General features: G+C 65.9%; 27 protein-coding genes. 15 read left to right on the forward strand and 12 right to left on the reverse strand.

Going from position 1 to position 24,944, the window contains the following annotated elements; translation table 11 throughout:
• The 4 genes from Q0316_RS00755 to queE form a co-directional block, all read left to right on the forward strand.
• Positions 1-680: Hsp33 family molecular chaperone HslO (locus Q0316_RS00755; protein ID WP_298668179.1), on the forward strand; the 680-nt coding region annotated here is incomplete at its 5' end.
• A gap of 13 nt (positions 681-693) precedes the next feature.
• Positions 694-1,092 (forward strand): hypothetical protein, encoded by a 399-nt coding sequence (locus Q0316_RS00760; protein WP_298668182.1) that lies wholly within the window; start codon positions 694-696, stop codon positions 1,090-1,092.
• Positions 1,093-1,262: 170 nt separating this feature from the next.
• Positions 1,263-1,961, forward strand: a complete 699-nt coding sequence (gene queC / locus Q0316_RS00765) for a 7-cyano-7-deazaguanine synthase QueC (RefSeq protein WP_298668186.1) — start codon at positions 1,263-1,265, stop codon at positions 1,959-1,961.
• The gene (gene queE / locus Q0316_RS00770; protein WP_298668188.1) at positions 1,961-2,593 is read left to right on the forward strand and encodes a 7-carboxy-7-deazaguanine synthase; all 633 of its coding nucleotides are present in this window, start codon (positions 1,961-1,963) and stop codon (positions 2,591-2,593) included. The genes queC and queE overlap by 1 nt, the downstream gene beginning before the upstream one ends.
• 46 nt (positions 2,594-2,639) lie before the next feature.
• Here queE and Q0316_RS00775 read toward each other — a convergent pair whose 3' ends face one another.
• The 3 genes from Q0316_RS00775 to lipB all read right to left on the reverse strand — a co-directional run bounded on the left by Q0316_RS00775 (position 2,640) and on the right by lipB (position 4,536).
• Positions 2,640-3,329 (reverse strand): hypothetical protein, encoded by a 690-nt coding sequence (locus Q0316_RS00775; RefSeq protein WP_298668191.1) that lies wholly within the window; start codon positions 3,327-3,329, stop codon positions 2,640-2,642.
• Between the two features lie 200 nt (positions 3,330-3,529).
• Positions 3,530-3,781 (reverse strand): hypothetical protein, encoded by a 252-nt coding sequence (locus Q0316_RS00780; RefSeq protein WP_298668194.1) that lies wholly within the window; start codon positions 3,779-3,781, stop codon positions 3,530-3,532.
• An 89-nt stretch (positions 3,782-3,870) separates the two neighbouring features.
• Entirely contained in the window at positions 3,871-4,536 is a 666-nt protein-coding gene (lipB, locus tag Q0316_RS00785; RefSeq protein WP_298668196.1) for a lipoyl(octanoyl) transferase LipB, read from the reverse strand.
• Positions 4,537-4,618: 82 nt separating this feature from the next.
• On the opposite strand from lipB, the gene Q0316_RS00790 reads away from it, so the two are divergent.
• Positions 4,619-5,437, forward strand: coding sequence for a hypothetical protein (locus Q0316_RS00790; RefSeq protein ID WP_298668199.1), 819 nt, complete (start codon positions 4,619-4,621; stop codon positions 5,435-5,437).
• Positions 5,434-6,183 carry a glycerophosphoryl diester phosphodiesterase membrane domain-containing protein gene (locus Q0316_RS00795; protein ID WP_298668202.1) on the forward strand — a complete coding sequence of 250 codons (750 nt, stop codon included), beginning with the start codon at positions 5,434-5,436 and terminating at the stop codon, positions 6,181-6,183. Before Q0316_RS00790 ends, Q0316_RS00795 begins: the two co-directional genes overlap by 4 nt.
• Here the strand turns inward: Q0316_RS00795 and Q0316_RS00800 are convergent.
• A complete protein-coding gene (locus Q0316_RS00800; protein ID WP_298668205.1) occupies positions 6,150-6,746 on the reverse strand; it encodes a GNAT family N-acetyltransferase in 597 nt (198 codons plus the stop codon). The two genes, Q0316_RS00795 and Q0316_RS00800, sit on opposite strands and share 34 nt — an antisense overlap.
• A gap of 7 nt (positions 6,747-6,753) precedes the next feature.
• Positions 6,754-7,596, reverse strand: a complete 843-nt coding sequence (hemF, locus tag Q0316_RS00805) for an oxygen-dependent coproporphyrinogen oxidase (RefSeq protein ID WP_298668208.1) — start codon at positions 7,594-7,596, stop codon at positions 6,754-6,756.
• Positions 7,597-7,739: 143 nt separating this feature from the next.
• Between hemF and Q0316_RS00810 the strand changes: the two genes are divergently transcribed.
• Positions 7,740-9,176, forward strand: a complete 1,437-nt coding sequence (locus Q0316_RS00810; protein WP_298668211.1) for an amino acid permease — start codon at positions 7,740-7,742, stop codon at positions 9,174-9,176.
• Between the two features lie 124 nt (positions 9,177-9,300).
• Here the strand turns inward: Q0316_RS00810 and acnA are convergent, their stop codons facing one another.
• Entirely contained in the window at positions 9,301-11,988 is a 2,688-nt protein-coding gene (gene acnA / locus Q0316_RS00815; RefSeq protein ID WP_298668213.1) for an aconitate hydratase AcnA, read from the reverse strand.
• Positions 11,989-12,258: 270 nt separating this feature from the next.
• On the opposite strand from acnA, the gene Q0316_RS00820 reads away from it, so the two are divergent.
• Positions 12,259-13,002 carry a hypothetical protein gene (locus Q0316_RS00820; protein ID WP_298668215.1) on the forward strand — a complete coding sequence of 248 codons (744 nt, stop codon included), beginning with the start codon at positions 12,259-12,261 and terminating at the stop codon, positions 13,000-13,002.
• A 24-nt stretch (positions 13,003-13,026) separates the two neighbouring features.
• Here the strand turns inward: Q0316_RS00820 and Q0316_RS00825 are convergent, their stop codons facing one another.
• Positions 13,027-14,349, reverse strand: coding sequence for an MFS transporter (locus tag Q0316_RS00825; protein ID WP_298668218.1), 1,323 nt, complete (start codon positions 14,347-14,349; stop codon positions 13,027-13,029).
• A 163-nt stretch (positions 14,350-14,512) separates the two neighbouring features.
• On the opposite strand from Q0316_RS00825, the gene cyoA reads away from it, so the two are divergent.
• The 7 genes from cyoA (at position 14,513) to Q0316_RS00860 (ending at position 21,147) form a co-directional block, all read left to right on the forward strand.
• Positions 14,513-15,484 carry a ubiquinol oxidase subunit II gene (gene cyoA / locus Q0316_RS00830; RefSeq protein ID WP_298668222.1) on the forward strand — a complete coding sequence of 324 codons (972 nt, stop codon included), beginning with the start codon at positions 14,513-14,515 and terminating at the stop codon, positions 15,482-15,484.
• Between the two features lie 4 nt (positions 15,485-15,488).
• Positions 15,489-17,504, forward strand: a complete 2,016-nt coding sequence (gene cyoB, locus Q0316_RS00835; RefSeq protein WP_298668225.1) for a cytochrome o ubiquinol oxidase subunit I — start codon at positions 15,489-15,491, stop codon at positions 17,502-17,504.
• Positions 17,505-17,507: 3 nt separating this feature from the next.
• Positions 17,508-18,137: a cytochrome o ubiquinol oxidase subunit III gene (gene cyoC, locus Q0316_RS00840; protein ID WP_298668228.1), complete on the forward strand. Its 630-nt coding sequence runs from the start codon at positions 17,508-17,510 to the stop codon at positions 18,135-18,137.
• Positions 18,134-18,532: a cytochrome o ubiquinol oxidase subunit IV gene (gene cyoD, locus Q0316_RS00845; protein ID WP_298668231.1), complete on the forward strand. Its 399-nt coding sequence runs from the start codon at positions 18,134-18,136 to the stop codon at positions 18,530-18,532. The genes cyoC and cyoD overlap by 4 nt, the downstream gene beginning before the upstream one ends.
• A 79-nt stretch (positions 18,533-18,611) precedes the next feature.
• Positions 18,612-19,280 (forward strand): SURF1 family protein, encoded by a 669-nt coding sequence (locus tag Q0316_RS00850; RefSeq protein ID WP_298668233.1) that lies wholly within the window; start codon positions 18,612-18,614, stop codon positions 19,278-19,280.
• Positions 19,259-20,620, forward strand: coding sequence for an ATP-binding protein (locus Q0316_RS00855; protein WP_298668236.1), 1,362 nt, complete (start codon positions 19,259-19,261; stop codon positions 20,618-20,620). The genes Q0316_RS00850 and Q0316_RS00855 overlap by 22 nt, the downstream gene beginning before the upstream one ends.
• Positions 20,617-21,147, forward strand: coding sequence for a response regulator transcription factor (locus Q0316_RS00860; RefSeq protein WP_298668239.1), 531 nt, complete (start codon positions 20,617-20,619; stop codon positions 21,145-21,147). Before Q0316_RS00855 ends, Q0316_RS00860 begins: the two co-directional genes overlap by 4 nt.
• Before the next feature lie 29 nt (positions 21,148-21,176).
• On the opposite strand, the gene Q0316_RS00865 is transcribed toward Q0316_RS00860, so the two are convergent.
• The 5 genes from Q0316_RS00865 to Q0316_RS00885 form a co-directional block, all read right to left on the reverse strand.
• Positions 21,177-21,641, reverse strand: a complete 465-nt coding sequence (locus Q0316_RS00865; protein WP_298668243.1) for a GNAT family N-acetyltransferase — start codon at positions 21,639-21,641, stop codon at positions 21,177-21,179.
• An 8-nt stretch (positions 21,642-21,649) separates the two neighbouring features.
• Positions 21,650-22,834: an acyl-CoA dehydrogenase gene (locus tag Q0316_RS00870; RefSeq protein ID WP_298668246.1), complete on the reverse strand. Its 1,185-nt coding sequence runs from the start codon at positions 22,832-22,834 to the stop codon at positions 21,650-21,652.
• 124 nt (positions 22,835-22,958) lie between these two features.
• Positions 22,959-23,483, reverse strand: a complete 525-nt coding sequence (locus Q0316_RS00875) for an FxDxF family PEP-CTERM protein (protein WP_298668249.1) — start codon at positions 23,481-23,483, stop codon at positions 22,959-22,961.
• Between the two features lie 104 nt (positions 23,484-23,587).
• A complete protein-coding gene (locus Q0316_RS00880; protein ID WP_298668252.1) occupies positions 23,588-23,938 on the reverse strand; it encodes a DUF6285 domain-containing protein in 351 nt (116 codons plus the stop codon).
• The gene (locus Q0316_RS00885; RefSeq protein WP_298668255.1) at positions 23,935-24,927 is read right to left on the reverse strand and encodes a phosphotransferase family protein; all 993 of its coding nucleotides are present in this window, start codon (positions 24,925-24,927) and stop codon (positions 23,935-23,937) included. The genes Q0316_RS00880 and Q0316_RS00885 overlap by 4 nt, the downstream gene beginning before the upstream one ends.
• Positions 24,928-24,944 lie beyond the last annotated feature (17 nt).

Below are 24,944 nucleotides of genomic sequence, written 5' to 3' on the forward strand. Positions count from 1 at the left end.
TGGTGGTCGATTATCGCGGCGGCGAACTGCGCGGCTATGTCGATTTCGATGCCGATCGGCTCGCCAGCGCGCCCGCCGAACCAACCCTGTTCGCGCTGTTCGGGCAGGGCTATCTCGCGATCACCTTCGATCTGGCGACAAGCGGCGAGCGATATCAGGGGATCGTGCCGCTCGATGGCGATTCGCTGGCTGAGGCCGCGGAGCAATATTTCATCCAGTCCGAACAGATCCCGAGCCTCGTGCGTGTCGGCATCCGCCGGCGTGGCGGGCATGTCTGCGCCGGGGGGCTGTTCCTCCAGCATCTGCCCGAAGGCGACGCGGGCGGTGAGCGGCTGCATGTGCGCCACGATCATCCCGAATGGGAGCATGTCGTGGCGCTTGGCGCGACGACGGGCGCCGATGAACTTTGCGATCCGGGGCTGCCGCTGGAAACGCTCATATGGCGCCTGTTCAACGAAGAACGCGAGGTGCGCGTCATCGGCGAAAACGCGATCGTGCGCGGTTGCCGGTGCACCGCTGAGCATATCGCCTCGGTAATCGGGCGGTTCCCGTTGGAACAGCAAATCGAGATGGCGGATGAGGCGGGGACGATCTCGGTGGATTGTCGTTTTTGCTCCACCGTCTTTCCCGTGCCGATCGGCGCTGGCGACAAAATGGGCCTGGCAAGCGATGAATCATGATATGATTTCGCGCGTGAAACGATTCGGTCCAGTTCGTTCGGCGGCATTGTTGCTCGTCGCGGTCGCCGCTGGCGTCGGCGCGCAGGAGGTGCGGATGGCCGCGCTCGGCGAGATCGAGCGCGGGGCCTGGTCGTTGCATGAGATCGGCAACGCCGCATCCGCCCGCGCGATCTGCGTGCGCGATCCCAGGCTGCTGCTGCAATTGATCCACGGATCGGCGCAATGCACCCAATATGTGATCGAGGATCGGCCCAACAGCCTGACGGTGCAATATAGCTGCCCCGGACAGGGTTATGGCCGCACGACGATCAAGGTGGAGGATCGCAATCTGATCCGCCTTCAGACCCAGGGATTGATGAAGGGTGCGCCGTTCGATTTCGATTTCGAAGGCCGCCGCACCGGAAAATGTTGAGCGCCGCGTTAGCGCTCCGTTAACGCTGACGGGCTTAGGAAGGGGGGTGCTTTTCTTGGAGCACGCTTTCTCCCTGATCCGGCTGGCAACGGCCGTATTCCCTTCGGGCCGCTTTCGGGCGGCCCTTTTTCTTGCGCGCGAGCCGGCAAGCGCCTAGCCGGTATCAGCTTATGACAAGCCAAACTCCGCTGGCGGTCGTCCTGGTTTCGGGCGGCCTTGATTCGATGGTTTCCGCGGCACTCGCGCGGGAAGCCGGTTTCCGCATCCTTGCGCTTTCGGTCGATTATAACCAGCGCCATCAGGTGGAACTGGCCGCGGCGCATCGTGTGGCCAAAATGCTGGGCGCCGAACGCCATGTCGTCCTTCCGCTCGATCTGCGCGCATTCGGCGGCTCCGCGCTCACCGACGACATCGCCGTGCCGAAGGACGGCGTGGGGGAGGGGATACCGATCACCTATGTTCCCGCGCGCAATACGATCTTTCTCAGCCTGGCGCTGGGCTGGGCCGAGGCGAGCGGCGCGCGCGACATCTATGTCGGCGTCAACGCGCTCGATTATTCGGGCTATCCCGATTGCCGCCCGGAATTCATCGCCGGCTTCGAAACGCTGGCCGAACTCGCGACCAAGGCCGGGGTGGAGGGCGCGCCATTCCGTATTCGCGCGCCGCTGCAGATGATGAGCAAGGCCGATGTGGTGCGTGAAGGCGCCCGGCTGGGGCTCGACATGGGCGTGAGTTGGTCCTGCTATGATCCGACGCCGGACGGGCTGCATTGCGGGCTGTGCGACAGTTGCCGCCTGCGCCACAAGGGGTTCGTCGAGGCGGGGGTTCCCGATCCCACCGCTTATGCGGTGACGCCGCCGGTGGCGTGATGAGCTACGCGGTCAAGGAAATGTTCCTGACGCTCCAGGGCGAGGGCGTGCAGGCGGGGCGCCGCGCGGTGTTCGTGCGATTCGCGGGGTGCAATCTGTGGACGGGGCGCGAGGAGGACCGCGCGAGCGCGATCTGCCGCTTTTGCGACACCGATTTCGTCGGGATGGACGGGCTGGGCGGCGGGCGTTTCGCGGACGCCGCCGCGCTGGTGGAGGCGGTTACGCGGATGTGGGACGGCGGCGATGCGGAGCGCTTCGTCGTGCTGACCGGCGGCGAGCCGATGCTTCAGGTGGACGATGCGCTGGTCGATGCGCTCCACGCCGCCAATTTCTTCATCGCGATCGAGAGCAACGGCACACTTGCGGTGCACCCGCGCATCGACTGGGTGTGCATCAGCCCCAAGGCGGGCAGCGAAACGGTGCAGCGTTCGGGCGATGAGCTGAAGCTGGTCTGGCCGCAGGCGGGGAGCGACGTGGATGCGATGGAGGAATGGGATTTCCCGCACCTCCTGATCCAGCCGCTGGACGATCCTGATGCGGAGGCGAACCGCGACGCTGCCGTAGCACTCGTCATGCAGCGCCCGCGCTGGCGGCTGACGCTGCAAACGCACAAGATGCTTGGCCTCCGCTAGGGACGAGGGCGGGCGCGGCTAGGTTCGCGCGTCCCCCAGCGGCGGATCAGCGCTGGGCGATTCCAACGCCCGCTGGCGGGAAATTCTGCGCGCCGCACTTCTTCACCTGCCAGTCGCCATTCTTCCAGCAGATCGCGTCAAGGCGCGGCAGCGTCACTTGCGGATAGATGAAGCGCGGGAAGCGCTGTTCGCCCCATGGCGTCAGGCTGTTGCGGAGTTCGCGGATGCGCTGCAGCGCGACCTTGCCGAAATCGCCGCGCGGCGCGAACACCACTTCGCGACCGACATCGTTTGCGGCGAGGCAGAAATTATATTGCGCGGCGACCGTGGTGAAGCTCGAATAGGTTTTGGTGCCGAATTGATCGAGCGCGTTTTGCGCGGCCTTCGGCGTCTTGTTGAGGCGCGCGAAATATTTGGTGAGCACATCCCACGAATGCTTCAACTCGGTCTTGTGATCGGTCAGCATCGCATTGTAATTGCTGACGGTCATCAGCGTCGGCTCGAACTGGCATTGCAGCGCGGCGACATTGAGCGCGGCGCGGACGTTCCAGGTTACCGCCGCCTTCTGTTCCTCCAGCGTGGCGCCCGGCAGCGCCGGGCCGAGGCCGGGTTCGTTGCCGACGACCGGCGCGCCCGACATATCCTTTGCCTGCATGAAGAATTGCGCGGCAGCCGGTGTCGCGCCCAATAGCGCCGCTGCGGCCACGCCTGCGCCGACAATCTGCCCCAACAACATCGAAATTCTCCCACGCATCGCGCGGGATTCTAGGCCCGTTGGCGCATTAACCCAAGCCCGATTCGTCATGTCGCAGACTCGGCCCGCCGCATTGCGGGTGCGGGGCGGTGATGCGGGGAAATTCGCTCAGGCACGAAAAAAGGGGGCGCCCGGTTTCCCGGACACCCCCTTTTCGCGATATGATTTGCCTTGCGGGCAGATCAGTGTGCGTTGCCGGCCGGAGCCGCCGCATTCGCGTCGACCGCACCCGCATCGTTCGACATCGCGCCAGCGTTCATGGAGCTGTCCACCGCCGTCATGTTGTCGGTGGTGGTGTCCATGCCTTCGGTGGCATTCATATCGGTGATGGTGGTGTTCTCGGTCGCGGTCTCGGTCTTCGAGCCGCAGGCCGAAACGGCCAGAGCAGCTGCCACGATGGCCGAGCCGGTCAGGATCTTGGAAAGTGCACGCATTGAGAGCTCCCTAGACAGTAGATTTAGGACGGCGTGTGCCCCGTTAATCCCCAAATCGAGGGGGATATTAGTCGCATCCGTCCGCGCCCTCAAGTCTCGTTTTCACGAGTGCCCGGAAGGCCGTGGAGAAAGTCGTCGCGGGTCAACGCCAGCGCGGCATCGAAAGTTGCAAGATCGTGCGGCGCACCGAGCGCTTTTGCGCTGGTGACGGGATATTCCGCGATGCCGCAAGGCACGATTCCGCCAAAGTGGCCGAGATCGGGCGAGAGATTCACCGAAAAGCCGTGCATCGTCACCCAGCGGCGCACGCGGACGCCGATCGCGCCGATCTTCGCTTCATTTCCGTTGCGATCAATCGTCCAGATGCCGATGCGCCCTTCCGCGCGAAAACCTTCGATCCCGAGCCGCGCCAGCGCCGCGATCACCCAGCCTTCGAGCGAATGGACGAAATGGCGCACATCGCGCCCGCGCCGCGCGAGATCGAGCACCAGATAGCCCACGCGCTGGCCCGGCCCGTGATAGGTGTAGCGCCCGCCGCGCCCGGCGTTGACCACCGGAAAGCGGGGATCAATCAGCTCCGCGGGGTCGGCGCTGGTCCCGGCGGTATAGACGGGGGGATGTTCGAGCAGCCAGATCAGCTCATCGGCCTGATGCGCCGCGACGGCTGCCGCGCGGGCCTCCATCTCGGCAAGCGATACGGCATAATCGGTCAGACCCGGCGACACGCGCCACTCGATAACGGCTTCCTGTTTCACGCAATGCGAAATGCGGTCGATACGCTCGATTGGCAAGCATGTGGACGATGCGCTAGGTTTGGCACGCAGACAGGAGACCTTGATGATACGGATCGGCGCGGTTTGGGATCGGACGACCGAGGTGATCGCCGGCCGGGCCAGCTTGCTCGCCTGGCTCGCCGGGTTGTTCCTGTTCGCACCCAGCATGTTGCAGGCGATCATGCGCGCCGCGGCGGGCGAAAGCCCGATGGGCTCGCTGAAGCTGCTGGCGTTCGTGGTGGGGCTGGTGGTGGCCGTGCTGGCTATATGGGGCACGCTGGCGATGACGGCGATGACGAGCGATCCGGCGGTGGATCGGCATGACGCGATCGCGATCGGTCGCCGTCGTCTGCCAGCCGGCATCGCGGTGCTGCTGGTGGCGGTGGCGGCAACCTTCGTCGTCGTGGTGGTTCCGCTGATCTATCTGATCGCGGGCAGCGTCGATGTGGCGCGGCTGGAGCAAGGGGTGTCGGCGTCGTCGCTCAATGCCTCGGCCTCCGCCGCGGTGCCGCCGCTGTTGCTGGTGCTGTCTCTCGCCGCCTTGTGGCTGAGCGCGCGGCTGCTGCCATTGTTCGCGGTGGTGACCAACGAGCGGCGCGGGCTGGGCGCTTTCGCGCGCTCCTTCGCGCTGACGCGGGGCAGCACGCTCAAGCTGATCGGGCTGATGCTGCTCTATGCGATCGTCGCGATCATCGTGCTGACGGCGATCACCTGGGTGCTCGGCAGCGTGGCGCAGATCGTGTTCGGCGATGGCGGGCGCATGTGGACGATGCTGCTGCTCGCGCTGGCGACGGGCATCGCCACCGCCGGTTTCAGCGTGCTGCAAACGACGTTCAGCACGCAATTCTATCTCGCCGCGCGCGAACGCCTCGACAACGCATGATGCTCACCCTTGGCCGTGTCCTTAGCGACGCGTGGAGTGTTTTGCGCCGTGAGGGCGATCTGGTGCTGCGTGTCGCGGCGCCCTTCGTCTTTCTGCCGGCATTCGCGGTGCAGTTGCTCGCCGCCCCGCCGCCAGCGCTGCCGCAGGGGCCGCGCGATCAGGCGGCGATGCAGACGTGGCTGGAGCAGCTATCCGCCTGGGGACAGGGCAATGCCGGCTGGTATCTGCTGGCGGATGCGATCGGCATCTATGGCCTCGCCGCGCTCGCGATTCTGCTGATCCACCCCGCGCGACCGGACGTGAAGACCGCGCTGGCAACGGCGGGACGACGTTTCGGGCGCTTCCTGCTCGCCGATCTGCTGATCTCGATCCCGGTCGGCCTTGGGCTGTGGCTGTTCGTGTTGCCGGGGCTTTATATTCAGGCGCGGCTGATCGCGGCGATCCCGGCGCTTGTCGTCGAATCACCGATCAGCGCGCGGCGCGCGGTGGGGCGGAGCTGGCGGCTGATGCGCCGTGACTGGTGGGGCGTGCTCGCGGCGATCGTCACGCTTTTCCTCGCGCAATATCTGGTGCTTGCGCCGTTGATGGGCGCCGATGACGTGCTGCGTACCGCTGGTCGGGAGAATCCCTTCGTGCTGGCGCTGGTGGATGCGGGGATGGCGGCTACGGCGACCGCTTACCATCTCGGCATTCTGGCGATCGGGATTGCGGTTTACCGGCGGCTGGCGGGCAATAACGGGATGTGAGGCGCGGCGTCCGCCGGCAACAGGCCGAGCTGGCGCGGATCGGGAAAGGTTTCGATCGTCCGCTTCACCGCGACAAATCCCTGCGCGCGATAGAAATTGAGCGCGGAAGGGTGATCGAGCGTGCAGGTGTTAACTCGCATCCGCGTGACGCCTGCGCGCCACGCCCGCGCCAGCGCCTCGCCCATCAGCCAGCGGCCATGCCCCTTGCCGGCCAGTTCGGGCACCAGCCCGAAATAGGCCAATTCGCACGTTTCGGCATGGCGGTGATCCAGCTCGACCATCCCCACCTCGATGCCCGCGCGATCGACAACGGCGAAGATCGAGATGGCGGGATCGCGGATGATGCCGCCGAGCGCCGCATCATCCATCGCCAGCCGCGAATACCACAGCCACGGGCCGCCGACGCGCCGGAACAGCGCGCGATATTTGTCGGGATCGGGTGCGGGCCAATGGAGCAGCCGCAGCGGCGTCGGCGGGGTGGGGCGCAGGGGCGGCCGGCGCGTCATTTCCAGCGTCGTCACGATCGTGGCGAGCTGATCGTTCGGAACCGGCGTCAGGCCCATCGCGCGCTCAGCTCCAGGTGGCGATCGGCGGCAGGCTCATCAGGATCGCGTCGATATTGCCGCCGGTCTTCAGCCCGAACAACGTGCCGCGATCATGGACGAGGTTGAACTCGGCATAACGCCCGCGCCATTCGCGTTGCGTCGCCAGTTCCATATCGGTGAACGGCAGGTTCATCCGCCGCCGCACGATGCGCGGGAACACATCGAGAAAGGCGCGCCCGACATCCTGCGTGAAGGCGAAATTGGCGGCGAAATCGCCCTCCAGGTGATCGTAGAAAATGCCCCCGACGCCGCGATGCACCTTGCGATGCGGGATATAGAAATAATCGTCGGCCCATTGCTTGAAGCGCGGATAATGGCCCGCATCATGCGCATCGCACGCCGCTTTCAGCGTGGCATGGAAATCGGCGGTATCTTCCGCGATCGGCAAGGGGGGATTGAGATCGGCGCCGCCGCCGAACCAGCGCTTCGTCGTGGTGAGGAAGCGCGTGTTCATATGAACGGCGGGAACATGCGGGTTCGCCATATGCGCGACGAGGCTGATCCCCGTGGCGAAGAAGCTCGGATCGTCGCCCGCGCCGTGGATCGTCCGGGCGAAATCGCCCTCCAGCGCGCCGCCGACGGTCGAGACATTGACGCCGACCTTCTCGAACACCCGCCCCTTCATCACGCCGCGCACCCCGCCGCCGCCCGGCGCCCCGCTCGGGTCGGCGCGGTCCCATGCGATATAGTCGAACCGCGCATCGGAACCCGCTTCGCGCTCGATCGACTCGAACTCTGCGCAGATCAGATCGCGCAGCTCCTCGAACCAGGCGCGCGCGGTGGATTGTTGTTGGTCAAGCGGCTGCATCCTGCGGCGGTAAGCAACGGTCGCGACGCTGGCAACCGCCTTGCGGAATTGCGGCGGAACGCGCGCATCGCTAGCGCCCGCGTTTGCGTCGATCGTTCCATCTGTTACGAGCCGGCATGGGGACGAATGGAGAAAGGGGACGGATGGGCAGCCTGTTACGCCGCAAGACGATCATCGAGCAGCCGCCGGAGCGCGCGCTGGCGCGCACATTGTCGTGGCCGCATCTCGTCGCGCTTGGCGTGGGCGCGATCGTCGGCACCGGCATCCTGACGCTGATCGGCGTTGGCGCGGATCGTGCCGGGCCGGCGGTGTTGCTGAGCTTTGTCGTCGCGGGGGCGATCTGCGCGTGCGCGGCGTTATGCTATGCCGAGATGGCGACCGCGATTCCCGCGTCGGGCAGCGCCTATACCTATAGCTATGCGGTGCTGGGCGAGGTGTTCGCCTGGGTGGTCGGCTGGTCGCTGATCCTCGAATATTCGCTGGTCGTCGCGACCGTCGCGGTCGGCTGGTCGGGCTATGCGGTCGGGTTCCTCAAGGGGCTGGGGATCGTGCTGCCCGCGGCGTTGACGCACGGGCCGGCGGTTGCGGGGAGCCTGTTCGACGGATCGCTGCGCCTGACGGAACTGGGCGTAAACCTGCCGGCGATCGCGATCATCGCGGTGGTCGCGGGGCTGCTCTCGCTCGGCACGCAGGAAAGCGCGCGGATCAATAGCGCGCTGGTCGTGCTCAAGATCGTGACGCTCGCGCTGTTCGTCGCGGTCGCGCTGCCGCATTTCGACGCGGCGAACCTCCATCCGTTCGCACCCTATGGCTACGGTAGCGTCGCGGGCGAGAACGGGGTGAAATATGGCGTGATGGGCGCGGCGGCGATCATCTTCTTCGCATTCTACGGATTCGATGCGATTTCGACCGCGGCGGAGGAGGCCAAGCGGCCGGAGCGCGATCTGGCGATCGGGATCATCGGTTCGATGGCGGCGTGCACCGTCATCTACATCGTCGTGGCGGGTGCGGCTGTGGGGGCGCTTGGCTTCGCGCGCTTCTCCAACTCGCCCGAGCCGCTGGCGCTGATCCTGCGCGAGATCGGGCAGGATCGCATCGCCACCGTCATCGCGGCGGCGGCGGCGATTGCTTTGCCTACGGTTATTCTGGGCTTTCTTTATGGACAAAGCCGCATCTTCCTGGTGATGGCGCGCGACGGGTTCCTGCCGGGCAGCCTCGCCAGGGTTTCGAGCCGTGGCACGCCCGCGCGGATCACCGCGGTGACGGCGGCGTTCGTTTCGGTGATCGCGGCGCTCACCCCGCTCGACGTGATCGCGAGCCTCGCCAACGCCGGCACGCTCTGCGCGTTCACCGCAGTGGCGGCGTGCGTGCTGGTGATGCGGCGGCGCGGAACGCCGAGCAAGGGCTTCCGGACCCCGGCGGCGTGGATCGTGGCACCGGCGGCGATCCTCGGCTGCCTGTATCTGTTCAACAGTCTGCAGGAGGTGACGCAGCTTTCGTTCGTGGCGTGGAACGTGTTCGGCCTGATCGTCTATCTGGCCTGGGGGCGTCGCCGGGCCAGCGTGGACGACGCGGCGTAACACGCGCATTTATAAGAATAAATTATCGCATTTCCGAAATAAGAAAGGCGCCGCCGCATTTGCGGGGCGCCTTTCTTCTGGACATTTCCGGCTCCGCTAAGGAGCCGGAAGCCGGCCTTGCGGATCAGGCGGCGAGCTTGCGCAGCACATATTGCAGGATGCCGCCGTTGAGGAAATATTCCAGCTCGTTGACGGTGTCGATGCGGCAGCGCGTGAGGAAGGTCTGCGTGCTGCCGTCGGTGCGGGTGAGGGTGACTTCCACGTCCTGACGCGGGCGCAGCCCGGCGACATCGCGGATGGTGAACGTCTCCGAACCGTCCAGCTTCAGCGACTTGCGATCGACGCCTTCGGCGAACTGGAGCGGCAGCACGCCCATGCCGACGAGGTTCGAACGGTGGATACGCTCGAAGCTTTCGGTGATGACCGCGCGCACACCAAGCAGATTGGTGCCCTTCGCCGCCCAATCGCGCGACGAGCCGGTGCCATATTCCTTGCCCGCGATGACAACCAGAGGCGTGCCATCGTTCTTGTGGCGCATCGCGGCATCATAGATCGGCATTACTTCGCCGTTATACTGCGACATGCCGCCTTCAACGCCCGGAACCATTTCGTTGCGGATACGGATATTGGCGAAGGTGCCGCGCATCATCACATCGTGATTGCCGCGCCGCGCGCCATAGCTGTTGAAATCCGCGCGGGAAACCTGATGCTCCTGCAGATAGGTGCCCGCCGGGCTATCCGCCTTGATCGAGCCTGCCGGAGAGATGTGATCGGTGGTGATCGAATCGCCCAGAATGGCAAGCGGCTTCGCATCAATGATGTCGGTGACCGGCTTGGGGGTCATCTCCATCCCGTCAAAGTAAGGCGGGTTGGCGACATAAGTTGAGCCCGCGCGCCAGCCGTAAGTGTCGCTGCCCTCTACCTTGATTTCCTGCCACTTCGCATCGCCGGCATAGACGTTGCCATAGCGTGCACGGAACATCGCATCGTTGATATTGGCCGTCATCAACGCGTTTACTTCATCGTTGGTGGGCCAGATATCCTTGAGATAGACATCCGAACCATCCGAGCCCTGGCCGATCGGCGTTCCGACCATGTCCTCGGTTACGGTGCCCTTCAGCGCATAGGCGACGACCAGCGGCGGCGAGGCGAGGAAATTCGCGCGCACGTCCGGGCTGACGCGGCCTTCGAAATTGCGGTTGCCCGACAGCACGCTCGCGGCGACGAGATCATTGTTGTTGATCGCCGCCGAGATCGGCGCGGCCAGCGGCCCCGAATTGCCGATGCAGGTGGTGCAGCCATAGCCGACGAGGTTGAACCCGATCGCATCGAGATCGGCGCTTAGCCCGGCCTTGTCGAGATAATCGGTGACGACCTGCGACCCCGGCGCGAGCGAGGTCTTCACCCACGGCTTCGGCTTCAGCCCCTTGGCGCGCGCCTTGCGCGCGACCAGCCCCGCGGCGACCAGCACCGACGGGTTCGACGTGTTGGTGCATGAAGTGATCGCGGCGATCACCACATCGCCATCGCCGATATCGTGGCCGAGCCCCTCGACCGGCACGCGCACCGGCGCGGCCTTGTTATAGACCTTGGCGAGATCGCCGTTGAACACATCATCGACCGAATCGAGCGCCACCTTGTCCTGCGGGCGCTTCGGGCCGGCGAGCGACGGAACGACGCTCGACATATCCAGCTCAAGCGTGTCGGTGAACACCGGATCGGGCGAATTGGCATCGCGCCACATGCCCTGCGCCTTGGCATAAGCCTCGGTCAGCGCGACGGTTTCGTCGGGGCGCCCGGTGAGGCGCATATATTCGAGCGTGCGATCGTCGACCGGGAAGAAGCCGCAGGTCGCGCCATATTCCGGCGCCATATTGGCGATGGTCGCGCGATCGGCGAGCGTCATCGAGGCGAGGCCGGGGCCGTAGAACTCTACGAAGCGGCCAACCACGCCCTTCGCGCGCAGCATCTGCGTGACGGTGAGCACCAGATCGGTGGCGGTGATGCCTTCGCGCAGCGCGCCGGTGAGCTTGAAGCCGACGACTTCGGGGATCAGCATCGAGACCGGCTGGCCGAGCATCGCGGCTTCCGCCTCGATCCCGCCGACGCCCCAGCCGAGCACGCCAAGGCCGTTGACCATCGTGGTGTGGCTATCGGTGCCGACGAGCGTATCGGGATAGGCGATCGTCGCGCCGGCCTTGGCATGATCGCCGCTTTCCCGCGATGACCACACGGCCTGGCCGATATATTCAAGGTTCACCTGGTGGCAGATGCCGGTGCCCGGCGGCACGACCTGGAAATTATCCAGTGCCTTGCTGCCCCATTTCAGGAACTCGTAACGCTCGCTGTTGCGGGCATATTCGAGATCGACGTTATCGGCGAACGCCTTGGGCGTGCCGAATTCGTCAACCATCACCGAATGGTCGATAACGAGGTGGACGGGCACCTGCGGATTGATCTTGGCCGCATCGCCGCCAAGCTTCGTGATCGCATCGCGCATCGCGGCGAGATCGACCACGCAGGGCACGCCGGTGAAATCCTGCATCAGCACGCGCGCGGGGCGATACTGGATCTCGCGATCGGAGTGGCGCTCCTTCTGCCAGTCGACGATCGCCTGCACATCCTCGGGCGTGACGGTGGTGCCGTCTTCGAAGCGCAGCATGTTTTCCAGCAGCACCTTCATCGAGAAGGGCAGGCGCGAAATATCCCCGAACTTTTCCGCCGCCTTGGCGAGCGAGAAATAATCATAGGTCTTGCCGCCCACGTCGAGCGTGGTGCGAGCGCCGAGCGTATCGTGGCCGATGGCGGTCATGCTGGTCCTTTCCAGGGTCTGGCCAACCTGTGCGCGGCGGGAAGGCGGTGGCCGCGGCAAGGCGCCGGGCCGCCGCGCGAGCGCGCCCAAGCGGGCGTGTGAGCGACGTATTGCGCAGGCCGATAGCAGCGGGTGCGGCAGGGGGGAAGGGGCTGGGGCGCGGTGCGCGCGATGCTTTTATCGCGCCTGCCCGTCGGGGATGGGCACGCGCTGTCCTACAAGTGGGGAAATGCGATAGATGGCGCGCCTTCTTGTTCATGGGGAGGCAGCATGATCGTCAAGCCCTATTCACGCTGGAGTGCCGAGACGGAGACGGCGTTTCTGCTCGCGCTGCGGCTTACCGGGAATGTGAGGAAGGCAGCGGCGGAGATCGGGCGCGATCCCGGCTCCGCCTATAAGCGCCGCCAGCGCGATCCCGATTTCGCCGCGCGCTGGGCGGAGGCGGTGGCGGCGCAGCAGCGCGCCTTTCTCGCCGCGCAAGCCGCCCGGCTGGATGGCGATGGCGGGGCGGCTGAGGACCGGCTGTTCGACGGGCGCGAGCGTGGCGGATGGGATGCCAATGCGCGGGCGCGGTTCCTGCGCGCGCTTGCCCGAACCGGCTGCGTGATCGAGGCGTGCGCGGTGGCGGGCGTGTCCAAGCGCGCGGCCTATGCGCTGCGCCAGCGCAGCCCGCGCTTCGCGGCGGCGTGGAAACGCGCGCTTGAGGCGGAGCCGCCGCGCTCGATCGAGGCGGCGGCGTATGAACGCGCGGTGGAGGGGTGGCTGGAGCCGGTGTTCTTCCAGGGCGAGGTGGTGGGGCATCGCCGCCGCTATTCGGATAGCGCGCTCCGGCTGCTGCTCGCAAAGGCGGGGAAGGAGGCCGCGAAGGAAGCGGCGGGGCCGGACAAGGGCTATGCCAGCGCGGAAGAAACCAATCGCGTGCTGCTGGCGCGGCTCGATGCGATCGCGCGGCGTCGGCAGCGGGAGGCGATCGCCTTTGCCGATCGGATGGTGGCGGAGGGGAAGGCGCCGTGACGCTTTCCCCTCCGTGGTGGCAGATCAGTCGAGGCGGCGGGCCAGTTCGGTGTTGAGCGCCAGCGCGACGAGCGTGCCGATCGCGCCAGACAGCAGATAGCCGCCCGCCGCGATCAGCCCGAAATCCTTCGCCAGCACCAGCGCCGCGAACGGCGCGAAGCCCGCGCCGAACAGCCAGGCGAGATCGGAGGTGAGCGCGGCGCCGGTATAACGCGCGCGCTTCGGGAAGTTGCTCGTCACCGCGCCCGACGACTGGCCGAACGACAGGCCGAGCAGGATGAAGCCCAGCACCATGAACGCCGCCTCGCCCGCGCCGCCGGCATCGAGCAACTGCGGCGCGAAGCCGGAGAATACCGCGATCGCGGCGGCGGTATAGCCGAGCAGCGAGCGCCGCCCGATCCGATCCGCCAGCGCGCCCGAGGCGACGATCGCGGCGACGCCGAACGCGGCGCCGACCATCTCGATCACCAGGAAGCGCGTGATGCTCTCCCGCGTGAACAGCGCGACCCATGACAGCGGAAACACCGTGACCATGTGGAACAGGGCGAAGCTCGCCAGCGGGGCGAAGGCGCCGATGATGATGTTGCGCCACTGCGCCTTCACCGTCGCGACGACGGGGGAGGGGGTCAGCTCGCGCGACTTGAACATCTCGGTGAATTCCGGCGTCACCACCATGCGCAGCCGCGCGAACAGCGCGACGACGTTGATCGCGAAGGCGACGAAGAACGGATAGCGCCAGCCCCAGCTCATGAAATCGGCAAAGCCAAGCGTGCCGATGAAGAAGGCGAACAGCCCGCTCGCCACGATCAGCCCGAGCGGCGCGCCAAGCTGCGGCACCATCGCATACCAGCCGCGCCGGTTCGCCGGGGCGTTGAGCGCGAGCAGCGAGGCAAGGCCATCCCACGCGCCGCCCAGCGCGATGCCCTGGCCGATCCGCAGCAACGCGAGGATCGCGACCGAGGCCATCCCGATCGTGGCATAGCCCGGCAGGAAGCCCAGCGTCACGGTCGACGTGCCGAGCAGGAACAAGGCGATGGTGAGCTTCGTTCCGCGCCCGTGGCGGCGGTCGATCGCCATGAAGATCTGTGTGCCGATCGGCCGCGCGAGGAAGGCCAGCGGAAACAAGGCGAACGAGTAGAGCGTACCCGTCACGCGATCGACGAAGGGGAAGATCAGCTCGGGGAAAACGAGCACCGAGGCGATCGCGTAAACGAAGAAATCGAAGAACTCGGAGGTTCGGCCGATGATTACCCCGATCGCGATCTCGCCGGGACGAACGGGATGGGCGCCATGGGGCGCGTGCGGGTCGCGCCCGAGGGGTCCGGAATTAGCAATCGCTTCGGCCATCTGGCATAAACTCTCGAATGAAAATCACGCTCCCTTAGGCTCGCTGTTCCGGGCCGGGGATAGGACAAATTGTCCTATTTCGCAGTTGCACAATTCGATCTAGCCGGTGACCATCATGCACAAAATGGCTCGAAACTGGAAGTGGCCCCGCGCATTGCTCGCCATGCCGCTCCTCGCGGCGCTGGGCGGTTGCGACCTGGTGGTCATGAACCCATCCGGCGATGTCGCGCGCCAGCAGGCCGACCTGATCCTGTGGTCGACCGGGCTGATGCTGCTCATCATCATTCCGGTGATGATCCTGATCGTGGTCTTCGCCTGGCGCTATCGCGAGTCGAACCGCGAGGCCGAATACCATCCCGACTGGGATCATTCGACCGCGCTGGAGCTTATCATCTGGTCCGCCCCGCTGCTCATCATCATCGCGCTGGGCGCGCTGACCTGGGTGGCGACGCACACGCTCGATCCGTATCGCCCGCTCGATCGGCTGGCGCCGGGGCAGAAGGTGCCCGCCGCGCAGAAGCCGCTTGAGGTGCAGATCGTCTCGCTCGACTGGAAATGGCTGTTCATCTATCCCGAACAGGGCATCGCCACGATCAACGAACTGGTCGTGCCGGTCGATCGCCAGGTGCGTTTCCGCATGACCTCATCGGGCGTGATGAACACATTCTACGTCCCGGCGATGGCGGGCATGGTCTATACCATGGCGGGCATGGAGACGAAGCTCCACGCCGTGCTCAACAAGCCGGGCAATTATCTGGGCATGTCCGCCAATTACAGTGGCGCCGGCTTCTCCGGCATGGGCTTTCGCACCCATGCGGTGAACGATGCCGCCTTCACGCAATGGGTGGACAAGGCCAAGGCGAGCGGCGGCGCGCGGCTCGATACCGCGAGCTACCTGAAGCTCGAACAGCCGAGCGAGCGCGTGCCGGTGACCTATTTCAGCGGCGTCGAGCGCGGGCTGTTCGATCGCGCGGTGAACATGTGCGTGAAGCCGGGCACCACCTGCATGAGCGAATCGATGCACGGCCATATGCCGATGCCGCCGGCGCCCGCGACGGTTCCCGCCGCCGACGCGCCGCAATCGCACCAATCACATCAGTCGCACGGCGCCCATGCGCCGGCGACAGGGGCTTGAGGCCATGTCCGAATCCTTGACCAAAATGATCTTCGGCCGGCTGTCGCTGGAATCGTTTCCGTATCACGAACCGATTGTCGTCGCGACCTTCGCCGGCGTCGTGCTGGGCGGCATCGCGCTCTTTGGCGCGATCACCTATTTCAAGCTGTGGCGTTATCTGTGGACCGAATGGTTCACCACCGTCGATCACAAGCGCATCGGCATCATGTATGTGATCCTGGGCATCGTGATGCTGCTGCGCGGCTTTGCCGATGCGATCATGATGCGCATCCAGCAGGCGATGGCGTTCGGCGGCAGCGAGGGATATCTCAACGCCCACCATTACGACCAGATCTTCACCGCGCATGGCGTGATTATGATCTTCTTCGTGGCGATGCCGCTGGTCACCGGGCTGATGAACTATATCATGCCGCTCCAGATCGGCGCGCGTGACGTTTCGTTCCCGTTCCTCAACAATTTCAGCTTCTGGATGACCGCCGCCGGCGCGATGCTGGTGATGGCGAGCCTGTTCATCGGCGAATTCGCGCGCACCGGCTGGCTGGCGATGGCGCCGCTGTCGGGCCTCGATTTCTCCCCCGACGTGGGCGTCGATTATTATATATGGGCGTTGCAGATAGCGGGCGTCGGCACCACGCTTTCGGCGATCAACCTGATTACGACGATCGTGAAGCTGCGCGCGCCGGGCATGACGATGATGAAGATGCCGGTCTTCACCTGGTCCGCGCTCGTCACCAACGTGCTGATCGTCGCCGCCTTCCCGGTGCTGACCGCGGTGCTCGCGCTGCTCAGCCTCGATCGCTACGTCGATACGCATTTCTTCACGAACGAATTGGGCGGCAACCCGATGATGTACGTGAACATGATCTGGATCTGGGGGCATCCGGAGGTTTACATCCTCGTGCTGCCGGCGTTCGGCGTGTTCAGCGAAGTCGTCTCGACCTTTTCGGGCAAGCGCCTGTTCGGCTATACCTCGATGGTCTATGCGCTGATCGTGATCTGCATCCTTTCCTATCTGGTGTGGCTGCATCACTTCTTCACGATGGGATCGGGCGCGACGGTCAACAGCTTCTTCGGCATCACCACGATGATTATCTCGATCCCCACGGGGGCGAAGATCTTCAACTGGCTGTTCACGATGTACAAGGGCCGCATCCGTTTCGAGCTGCCGATGATGTGGGCGATCGCCTTCATGCTGACGTTCGTGATCGGCGGCATGACCGGCGTGCTGCTCGCCGTGCCCCCGGCCGATTTCGTGCTGCACAACTCGCTGTTCCTCGTCGCGCATTTCCATAACGTGATTATCGGCGGCGTGGTGTTCGGGATGTTCGCGGGGATCAATTACTGGTGGCCCAAGGCGTTCGGCTTCAAGCTCGATCGCAAATGGGGGCTGGTGAGCTTCTGGAGCTGGGTGATCGGCTTCTGGGTGGCGTTCACCCCGCTCTATATCCTGGGCCTGATGGGGATCACCCGCCGGCTGCGCACGTTCGACGATCCGAGCCTGCAAATCTGGTTCATCATCGCCGGGATCGGCGCCGCGATCATCGCGGTGGGCATCGCGGCCTTCATCATCCAGATCTATGTCAGCATCCGCAACCGCGAGGCGCTGGCGGACGTGACGGGCGATCCGTGGAACGGCCGTTCGCTCGAATGGTCCACCTCCTCGCCGCCGCCGAACTATAACTTCGCGTTCACGCCCGTGATCCACGATCTCGACGCCTGGGCGGACATGAAGGCGCGCGGCGCATATGCGCCGGACAAGGGCTGGATCGACATCCATATGCCGCGCAACACCGGGGCGGGCGTGATCCTCGCCGGGCTTTCCGCGGCGGCAGGGTTCGGCATGATCTGGCACATGTGGTGGCTGGCGGCGCTGGGGATGCTGGGGGTGATCGGCTATGCGATCTTCCACACGTTCAACTATGATCGCGATTATTTCATCACGGCCGCCGAAGTGGCCGAGACGGAGACCGCGCGCCTGAAGGCGCTGGCGGCGGCGCCAACCATGAACGCGGGGGCCTGAACCATGGCGCAAAGCAATCTGATCGCCGCCGACGGCACCCCGGTTTATTGGGAGACCGAGCCGCATCATCATGAGAGCGGGGGCAGCACGCTGCTGGGCTTCTGGCTCTACATCATGAGCGACTGCCTGATCTTCGCGATGCTGTTCGCCTCCTGGGGCGTCTATGGCCGCAATTTCGCGGGCGGCCCCGCCTCGCACGAACTGTTCGACCTGAAGCTGGTGGCGCTCAACACCGCGCTCTTGCTGTTCTCGTCGATCACTTACGGTTTCGCGATGATCGCGGCCCATGCCAAGCGCCAGAAGGCGACGCTCGGCTGGCTGGTGGTGACCCTGCTGTTCGGCCTGGGCTTCCTCGGGGTGGAATTGTACGAATTCTCCCACATGCTCCATGAAGGGGCGGGGCCGTCGCGCTCGGCGTTCCTCTCCAGCTTCTATGCGCTGGTCGGCACCCACGGGCTGCACGTTACCTTCGGCTCGATCTGGCTGATCGTGCTGATGGTGCAGGTGTCGCGCAAGGGGCTGATGGCGGCCAATGTGCGGCGGCTGGAATGCCTGTCGCTGTTCTGGCACTTCCTCGACGTCGTGTGGATCGGCGTCTTCACCTTCGTCTATCTGCTGGGGTCGATGGCATGAGCGCGCATCAACACGAAACCGACGATCACGGCGCGGGCGGCGCGGCGCACGGCACGCGGCGCGATTATGTCACCGGCTTCCTGCTGTCGCTGGTGCTCACCGCGATACCGTTCGCGCTGGTGATGAGCGGCGTGATCGCCGATACCCGCATCACCGCCGCGATCATCATGGTGTTCGCGATGGTGCAGATCGTCGTCCATATGATCTACTTCCTTCACATGAACGCGCGCTCCGAAAACGGCTGGACGCTGATGGCGCTGATCTTCACGATCATCATCATCGTGATCGGGCTGGCGGGTTCGCTGTGGGTGATGGTCAACATGAATTACCACATGATGCCGGCGATGCCGGAGCCGCACCCCGCGGCGCATACGATGGACATGGGCGCGATGTGAGCACGGCCTCGCCCGTCGTCTTTCCCCGGCCCGCTTCGCCACATTGGCGGGGCGGGCCGGTGTCGTTCAGGCGGCGGCGATGAGATCGCTGATCGCGAAGCTGCTGGTGGCGGCGGGCGTGCTCGGCTTCCTGTCGCTCGGCGTGTGGCAGATCGAGCGATTGCAGTGGAAGCGCGCGCTGATCCGGCAGGTGGATGCAAAGCTCGCCGCCGCGCCGGTGCCCGCGCCGCCCGCCGCCTACCGCGCGACCGCGGCGGACAGCTACACCCGCGTCACGGCGCGCGGGCGATGGCTTTCCGGGCATGACGCTTATGTGCAGGCGGTGACGGCGCTTGGCGGCGGCTATTGGGTGATGACCCCGCTCGATACGCCGGGTGGCCGCATCATCGTCAATCGCGGGTTCGTGCCGACCGACATGCGCGGGCGCGCGCCGGCCGCGAGCGGGGCGGCGAGCGTTACCGGGCTGTTGCGGCTGACCGAGCCGGGCGGGGGGTTCCTGCGCGCCAACGATCCCGCCGCGGGCCGCTGGTATTCGCGCGACGTGGCGGGAATCGCGGCGGCGCGCGGGCTGGGGCCGGTGGCGCCATGGTTCATCGACGCGGGTGCGAACGGCGATGGCTGGCCGCGCGGCGGGCTGACCATCGTTTCCTTCCGCAACAGCCATCTGAGCTATGCGCTCACCTGGTTCGCGATGGCCGCGCTGCTCGCCTGGCTGGGGTGGCGCGCGTGGCGCAAGGGCGCGCAGTGATCGCCGCGCAGCGCCCGGACGACGCCGCGCGGCGCAACCTGCTGCTGCTGATCCTGCTGCGCTGGCTGGCGGTGGGCGGGCAGCTCGTGACGATCCTGGCGGTGGAATTCGGCATGGGCATCCGCCTGCCGCTCGCCCCGATGCTGACGACGATCGGCGGGCTGGTGGTGCTGAACCTCGTCCAGCTCGCCACCGCGCGCTTCCCCGTCACCAATGCCGAGCTGCTCGGCGCGCTGCTGATCGACGTGACGGCGCTGAGCGTCCAGCTCGCGCTGTCGGGCGGGGCGACCAATCCGTTCATCACGCTGTTCCTGTTGCAGGTCGTGCTTGGCGCGGTGCTGCTCGAAACATGGTCTAGCTGGCTGCTCGTCGCGGTGACGAGCGGGGCGTTCGCGCTACTCGCGGTGGTCCACCGCCCGCTGCCGCTGCCCGCCGGGTTCGCCAGCCGGTTGTCATTGCCCTATATGGTGGGAAGCTGGCTCACCTTCACGATGGCGGCGGTGCTGCTGGTGACGTTCGTGACCCGCAGCGCGCGCAACCTGCGCCAGCGCGACGCACACCTTGCCGCGATGCGCCAGCGCGCGGCGGAGCAGGAACAGATCGTGCGGATGGGATTGCTGGCAAGCGGCGCGGCGCACGAACTCGGCACGCCTCTGTCCACCCTGTCGGTAACGCTGGGGGACTGGCGGCGCGAGGCGGATACGCGCTCCTTCCCACGCCTCGCCGCCGAGATCGCCGATCTTGAGACGGAGGTGGCGCGCTGCAAGGAAATCCTCGCCGGCATCCTGTTCGCCGCCGGGGAAGTGACCGGGGAGGCGCCGGCGCGCACCACGCTGCGCCGCTTCGTCGGGCGGATCATCGAGCGGTGGGGCGGGGCGGGGCAGGTGACGCTCGACGATTGCCTGTGGCGCGATCCGCCGATCGTGGCCGATCGCGCGCTGGCGCAAACGCTGGTCAACCTGCTCGACAATGCGATCGAGGCGGGGGCGAGCGCGATCACCCTGACGCTCGCGCTCGACGACGATGCCGACGGCGACGAGGAGATCGTGATCGCCGTGCGCGATAACGGGCGCGGTTTCCCCCCCGATTTCCTCGACAGCATCGGGCGCCCGTATCAGAGCACCAAGGATCGGCGCGGCGCGGGGCTGGGGCTGTTCCTCGCCACCAATGTGCTGCGCACGCTGGGCGGAACGCTGGAGGCGCGCAACGATGCGCATCGCGGCGCGATCGTGACGCTGCGGCTGCCGCTCGCCGCGCTCGCGCTTGAGGACGCGGCGGCGGATAATGCCGGGCGCGGCGAATGGGGCACGGACGAATGGGCCGAGGAGAATTGGAGATGAGCGCGGGCCGGCTGCTGATCGTCGAGGATGACGCGGTGTTCGCCCGCACGCTCGGGCGATCGTTCGAGCGGCGCGGCTATCAGGTGGAGGTGCTGAACGGGCCGGAAGGCGTGGAGGAAGCCGCGCGGCGCTTCGCCCCCGATCATGCGGTGATCGACCTGCGGCTGGGCGGCGGGGCATCCGGGCTGACCTGCGTGCAGATGCTCCACGCGATTGATCCGGCGATGCGGATCGTGGTGCTGACCGGCTTCGCCAGCATCGCCACGGCGGTGGAGGCGATCAAGCTGGGCGCGACCAATTACCTGACCAAGCCCGCCAATACCGACGATATCGAAGCCGCGTTCGCGCGGGTGGCGGGCGATCCCGGCGCCGATATCGCCACCCGCGCGACGAGCATCAAGACGCTGGAATGGGAGCATATCCATCAGACTTTGGTGGATACCGATTTCAACATTTCGGAGGCCGCGCGGCGGCTGGGGCTGCACCGGCGGACGCTGGCGCGCAAGCTGGAGAAGCGGCACATCTGAGCGGCGACGGCCTGCGCGGGCGCGCGCCTTCAGATCATGTGGCGATAGACGATGAACCCCGATTTTTCCGCGATCCGATCATAGAGCCGCATCGCGGTTTCGTTCGTTTCATGGGTTTGCCAATAGACGCGCGACGCCCCGGCGGTGCGCGCATAATCGTAAACCGCCTCGATCAGCGCCCGGCCAACGCCTTTGCCGCGCGCGTCGCTCGCTGCAAAGAGATCCTGAAGATAGACGCTGGGCGCGATCGCGGTGGTGCTGCGGTGAAGCAGATAATGCGTGAAGCCGAGCAGCCGGCCCCCCTGTTCGGCGACCAGCGCGTGGACCGGCTCATAGGGATCGAAGAAGCGCGTCCAGGTGGTGCGCGTTATCTCCGGCGCGAGCGCGGTATCGCCCGCGCGCCCGTAAAAGGCGTTATACCCATCCCATAGCGGCAACCAGCGCGCATGGTCGCCGGGCTGGATCGGGCGAACGATCATGGCTTCGCTGGTCATGCTGCCGCTCAGAACGCCGCGATGCCGGTGATCGCGCGGCCGAGGATCAGCGCATGGACATCGTGCGCGCCCTCATAGGTGTTGACCGTCTCGAGGTTCATCAGGTGGCGCATCACCTGATATTCGCCCGAAATGCCGTTGCCGCCGTGCATGTCGCGCGCCATCCGCGCGATATCGAGCGCCTTGCCGACATTGTTGCGCTTGACGATCGAGATCATCTCCGGCGCGAAACGGCCCTCGTCCATCAGCCGCCCGACACGCAGCGAGGCTTGCAGGCCGAGCGCGATCTCGGTCTGCATGTCGGCGAGCTTCTTCTGATAGAGCTGGTTGGCGGCGAGCGGCTTGCCGAACTGGTGGCGATCGAGGCCATATTGCCGTGCCGCGTGCATACAGAATTCCGCCGCGCCGAGCGAACCCCATGAAATGCCGTAGCGCGCGCGATTGAGGCAGCCGAACGGGCCTTTCAGCCCCTGCACCTCGGGAAGCAGCGCATCCTCGCCGACCTCCACCTCATCCATCATCACCATCCCGGTGATCGAGGCGCGCAGCGAAAGCTTGCCCTCGATCTTGGGCGCGGAGAGGCCCTTCATGCCCTTTTCGAGCACGAAGCCACGGATGCCGCCGCCATGCGCATCCGACTTGGCCCAGATCACGAACACATCGGCGATCGGCGCGTTACTGATCCACGTCTTGCTGCCGGAAATGCGATAGCCGCCGTCGGTCTTCACCGCGCGGGTCTTCATGCCGCCGGGGTCCGATCCCGCATCGGGCTCGGTCAGCCCGAAGCAGCCGATCCATTCGCCGCTGGCGAGTTTGGGGAGATATTTGCGCTTCTGCGCTTCCGAGCCATAGGCATAGATCGGATACATCACGAGGCTCGACTGCACCGACATCATTGAGCGATACCCTGAGTCGATGCGCTCCACCTCGCGCGCGACGAGGCCATAAGCGACGTAAGACGCGCCGACCCCGCCATATTCCGCCGGCACCGTCGGCCCGAGCAGGCCGAGCGCGCCCATCTCGCGGAAGATTTCGGGATCGGTCGTCTCATGCGCGAAGGCATCAATGATGCGTGGCGCCAGCTTGTCCTCAGCATAGGCGCGCGCGGTATCGCGCACCATCCGCTCGTCATCGCTCAACTGATCGTCGAGCAAAAAGGGGTCAGCCCAGTCGAACGCGCCCATGCCGGCCATCATCATCTCCTCACGCCTGCCTGTCGCTTTGCGGGATTGGCGGCGATTGTCCAGAGGGCGCGGACGGCAAAAGGGGCCGCCCGCCACCCGGCGAACGGCCCCTTTTATCAGACGATCCCGCGGTTCAGGCGAAACGAACGGTGGTCGTCGTGCGGCGGCGGTGGCGCATCGCGCCCGCGATGCCGCCCATGCCGAGGATCATCAGCGCCCAGGTCGCCGGTTCAGGCACCGCGCCGACCGCGCCCGCGGTGAAGGAGACGAACCCGCCGTAGCTCGAAAACCGCTGCGCGTTCTTGTAGCTGACCGACAGCGTCTGCACGCCCGCGAGGACGGGCAGCGTGATCGTGCGATCCTCGATCCAGCCGCTGCTGTTGATGTCGAAGTTCACGCCGTTCAGCGTCACCGAGGTGAAATCGAGATCGTTGAACGTGAAGCGCAGGCCGATCGAGCCGACATAGCCGAACACGCTGCCATCCGACGGCACGGTGAAATTATAGACATCGGTGCCCGAGCCATGCGGATGGGCGTTGCCGAAGGCGCCGCTCAGCGTGCCCAGCACCGGAACCAGATTGATCGTCGTCGCGGCCGAAGCCGGCGCGGCGACGAACGCCGCAGCCGCTGCCGTCGCCAGGAAAGCCATCTTGTTCATCACATCATCCCCAGAAAAGTTGGGGGCCGGATGCCAAGGCTCCTTGATTAATAAAAGATTAAATATTCGAGACATTGTGCCAAACTGGCACGCCAGCGGGTGGCTCAGCCCAGTTCATGGGCGTAGCGCGGCTGATCTATCGCCAGCGTATCGAGCGCGCACGCCTTCATATGCGCGATCAGGCGCGGATCGTCAGGCGCGATCGCGCCGTCGCGGATCGCCGCCACCAGCAGCGCGTCGAGCGCGTCACGATCGCCGGTGTCGTCGCGACCGAGCAAAGCGGCGATCCGGGCGGCGGCGCGCGCATCGGCGGCGGGGCCGAGCGCCATGTCGCGCGCGGCGATCTCCAGCGCGTTGCGCGCGACGCGCAGGGTGAAGCCGCTCGCGCTGCCGTCGACCGGGAGCCAGCCCGCGACGCCCGCTACCAATGCCTGTGCGGTGGGATGCGTAATCATGCTGCGTTCCGTTCGATGATGGCGACGATATCCGCCTCTGTTTCCGACAATCGCCGCCCGATCACGGCGCGTTCCGGCCCGGCGGAGGGGGCCGCGGCCCAGCGCGCGTGCATCATCGTCGTCATCACGCCCCATTTCAGGCTGCCGAGCATCTGCCAGAAATCGACGCGCTCCTTGGCGATCGGCGCGCCGCCCGCCGCGACATAGCCATCGAGCAGATCATCGAGATCGCCGAACCCGCCGACGCGATGCTCTGGCCGCCCGAAGCGCCAGCTATTGGTGCAGATCCAGCCGATATCCTCCGCCGGATCGCCGATATGCGCCAGTTCCCAATCGAGCACGGCGGCAAGCCCGGTGGCGGGATCGACCATCAGATTGCCGTTGCGGAAATCGCCGTGGACCAAGGTGAGGTCGGTCGCCTCCGGCGCGCGGCGTTCGAGCCAGCGGAACGCGGCCTCGATCGTCGGGCGGACCAGCCCGGATGCGCGCCATGTTTCCTCGTAATTCGCAAGCGTGGCGCGGATATCGAGCGTGGCGAGTTCGGCGAGCGGCGGGGTGGCGTGAATCCGCGCGAGCGCCGCGCCGCATTGCCGCGCGAGGCAGGGGCGAACCGCGTCGAACGCGGGGTCTGTGGCGATGCGCTTGCCCAATGTCTCGCCCGATACGCGGCGCATGACATACGCCTCGCCAAGCCCGTCCGCCTCGGTGCAGATATGCACCACCTCGGGCGCGGGGACGCCATGCGCGACCGCCGCCGCGATCAGCTCCGCCTCGATTCGGAGCGGCGGCTTGCTGCCGGGGTGGGTGGCGAGCGGGGAATCGCCCCTGCGCAGGATGAGTTGGGTCGATTCGCCGGCGGCGGGAACCAGCGTGAACGCCCATGTCTCCATGCTCGCGCCGCCGGTGAGCAGCCCGAGATCGGCGATGCGCGCATTGCCGCCCGCCATCACCGGCGCCAGCACCGCAAGCCTTTCCGCAACGTCCGCCATATGCTTCCTTATCTTTT

Source organism: uncultured Sphingomonas sp. (assembly GCF_937871615.1).
Taxonomy (GTDB): domain Bacteria; phylum Pseudomonadota; class Alphaproteobacteria; order Sphingomonadales; family Sphingomonadaceae; genus Sphingomonas.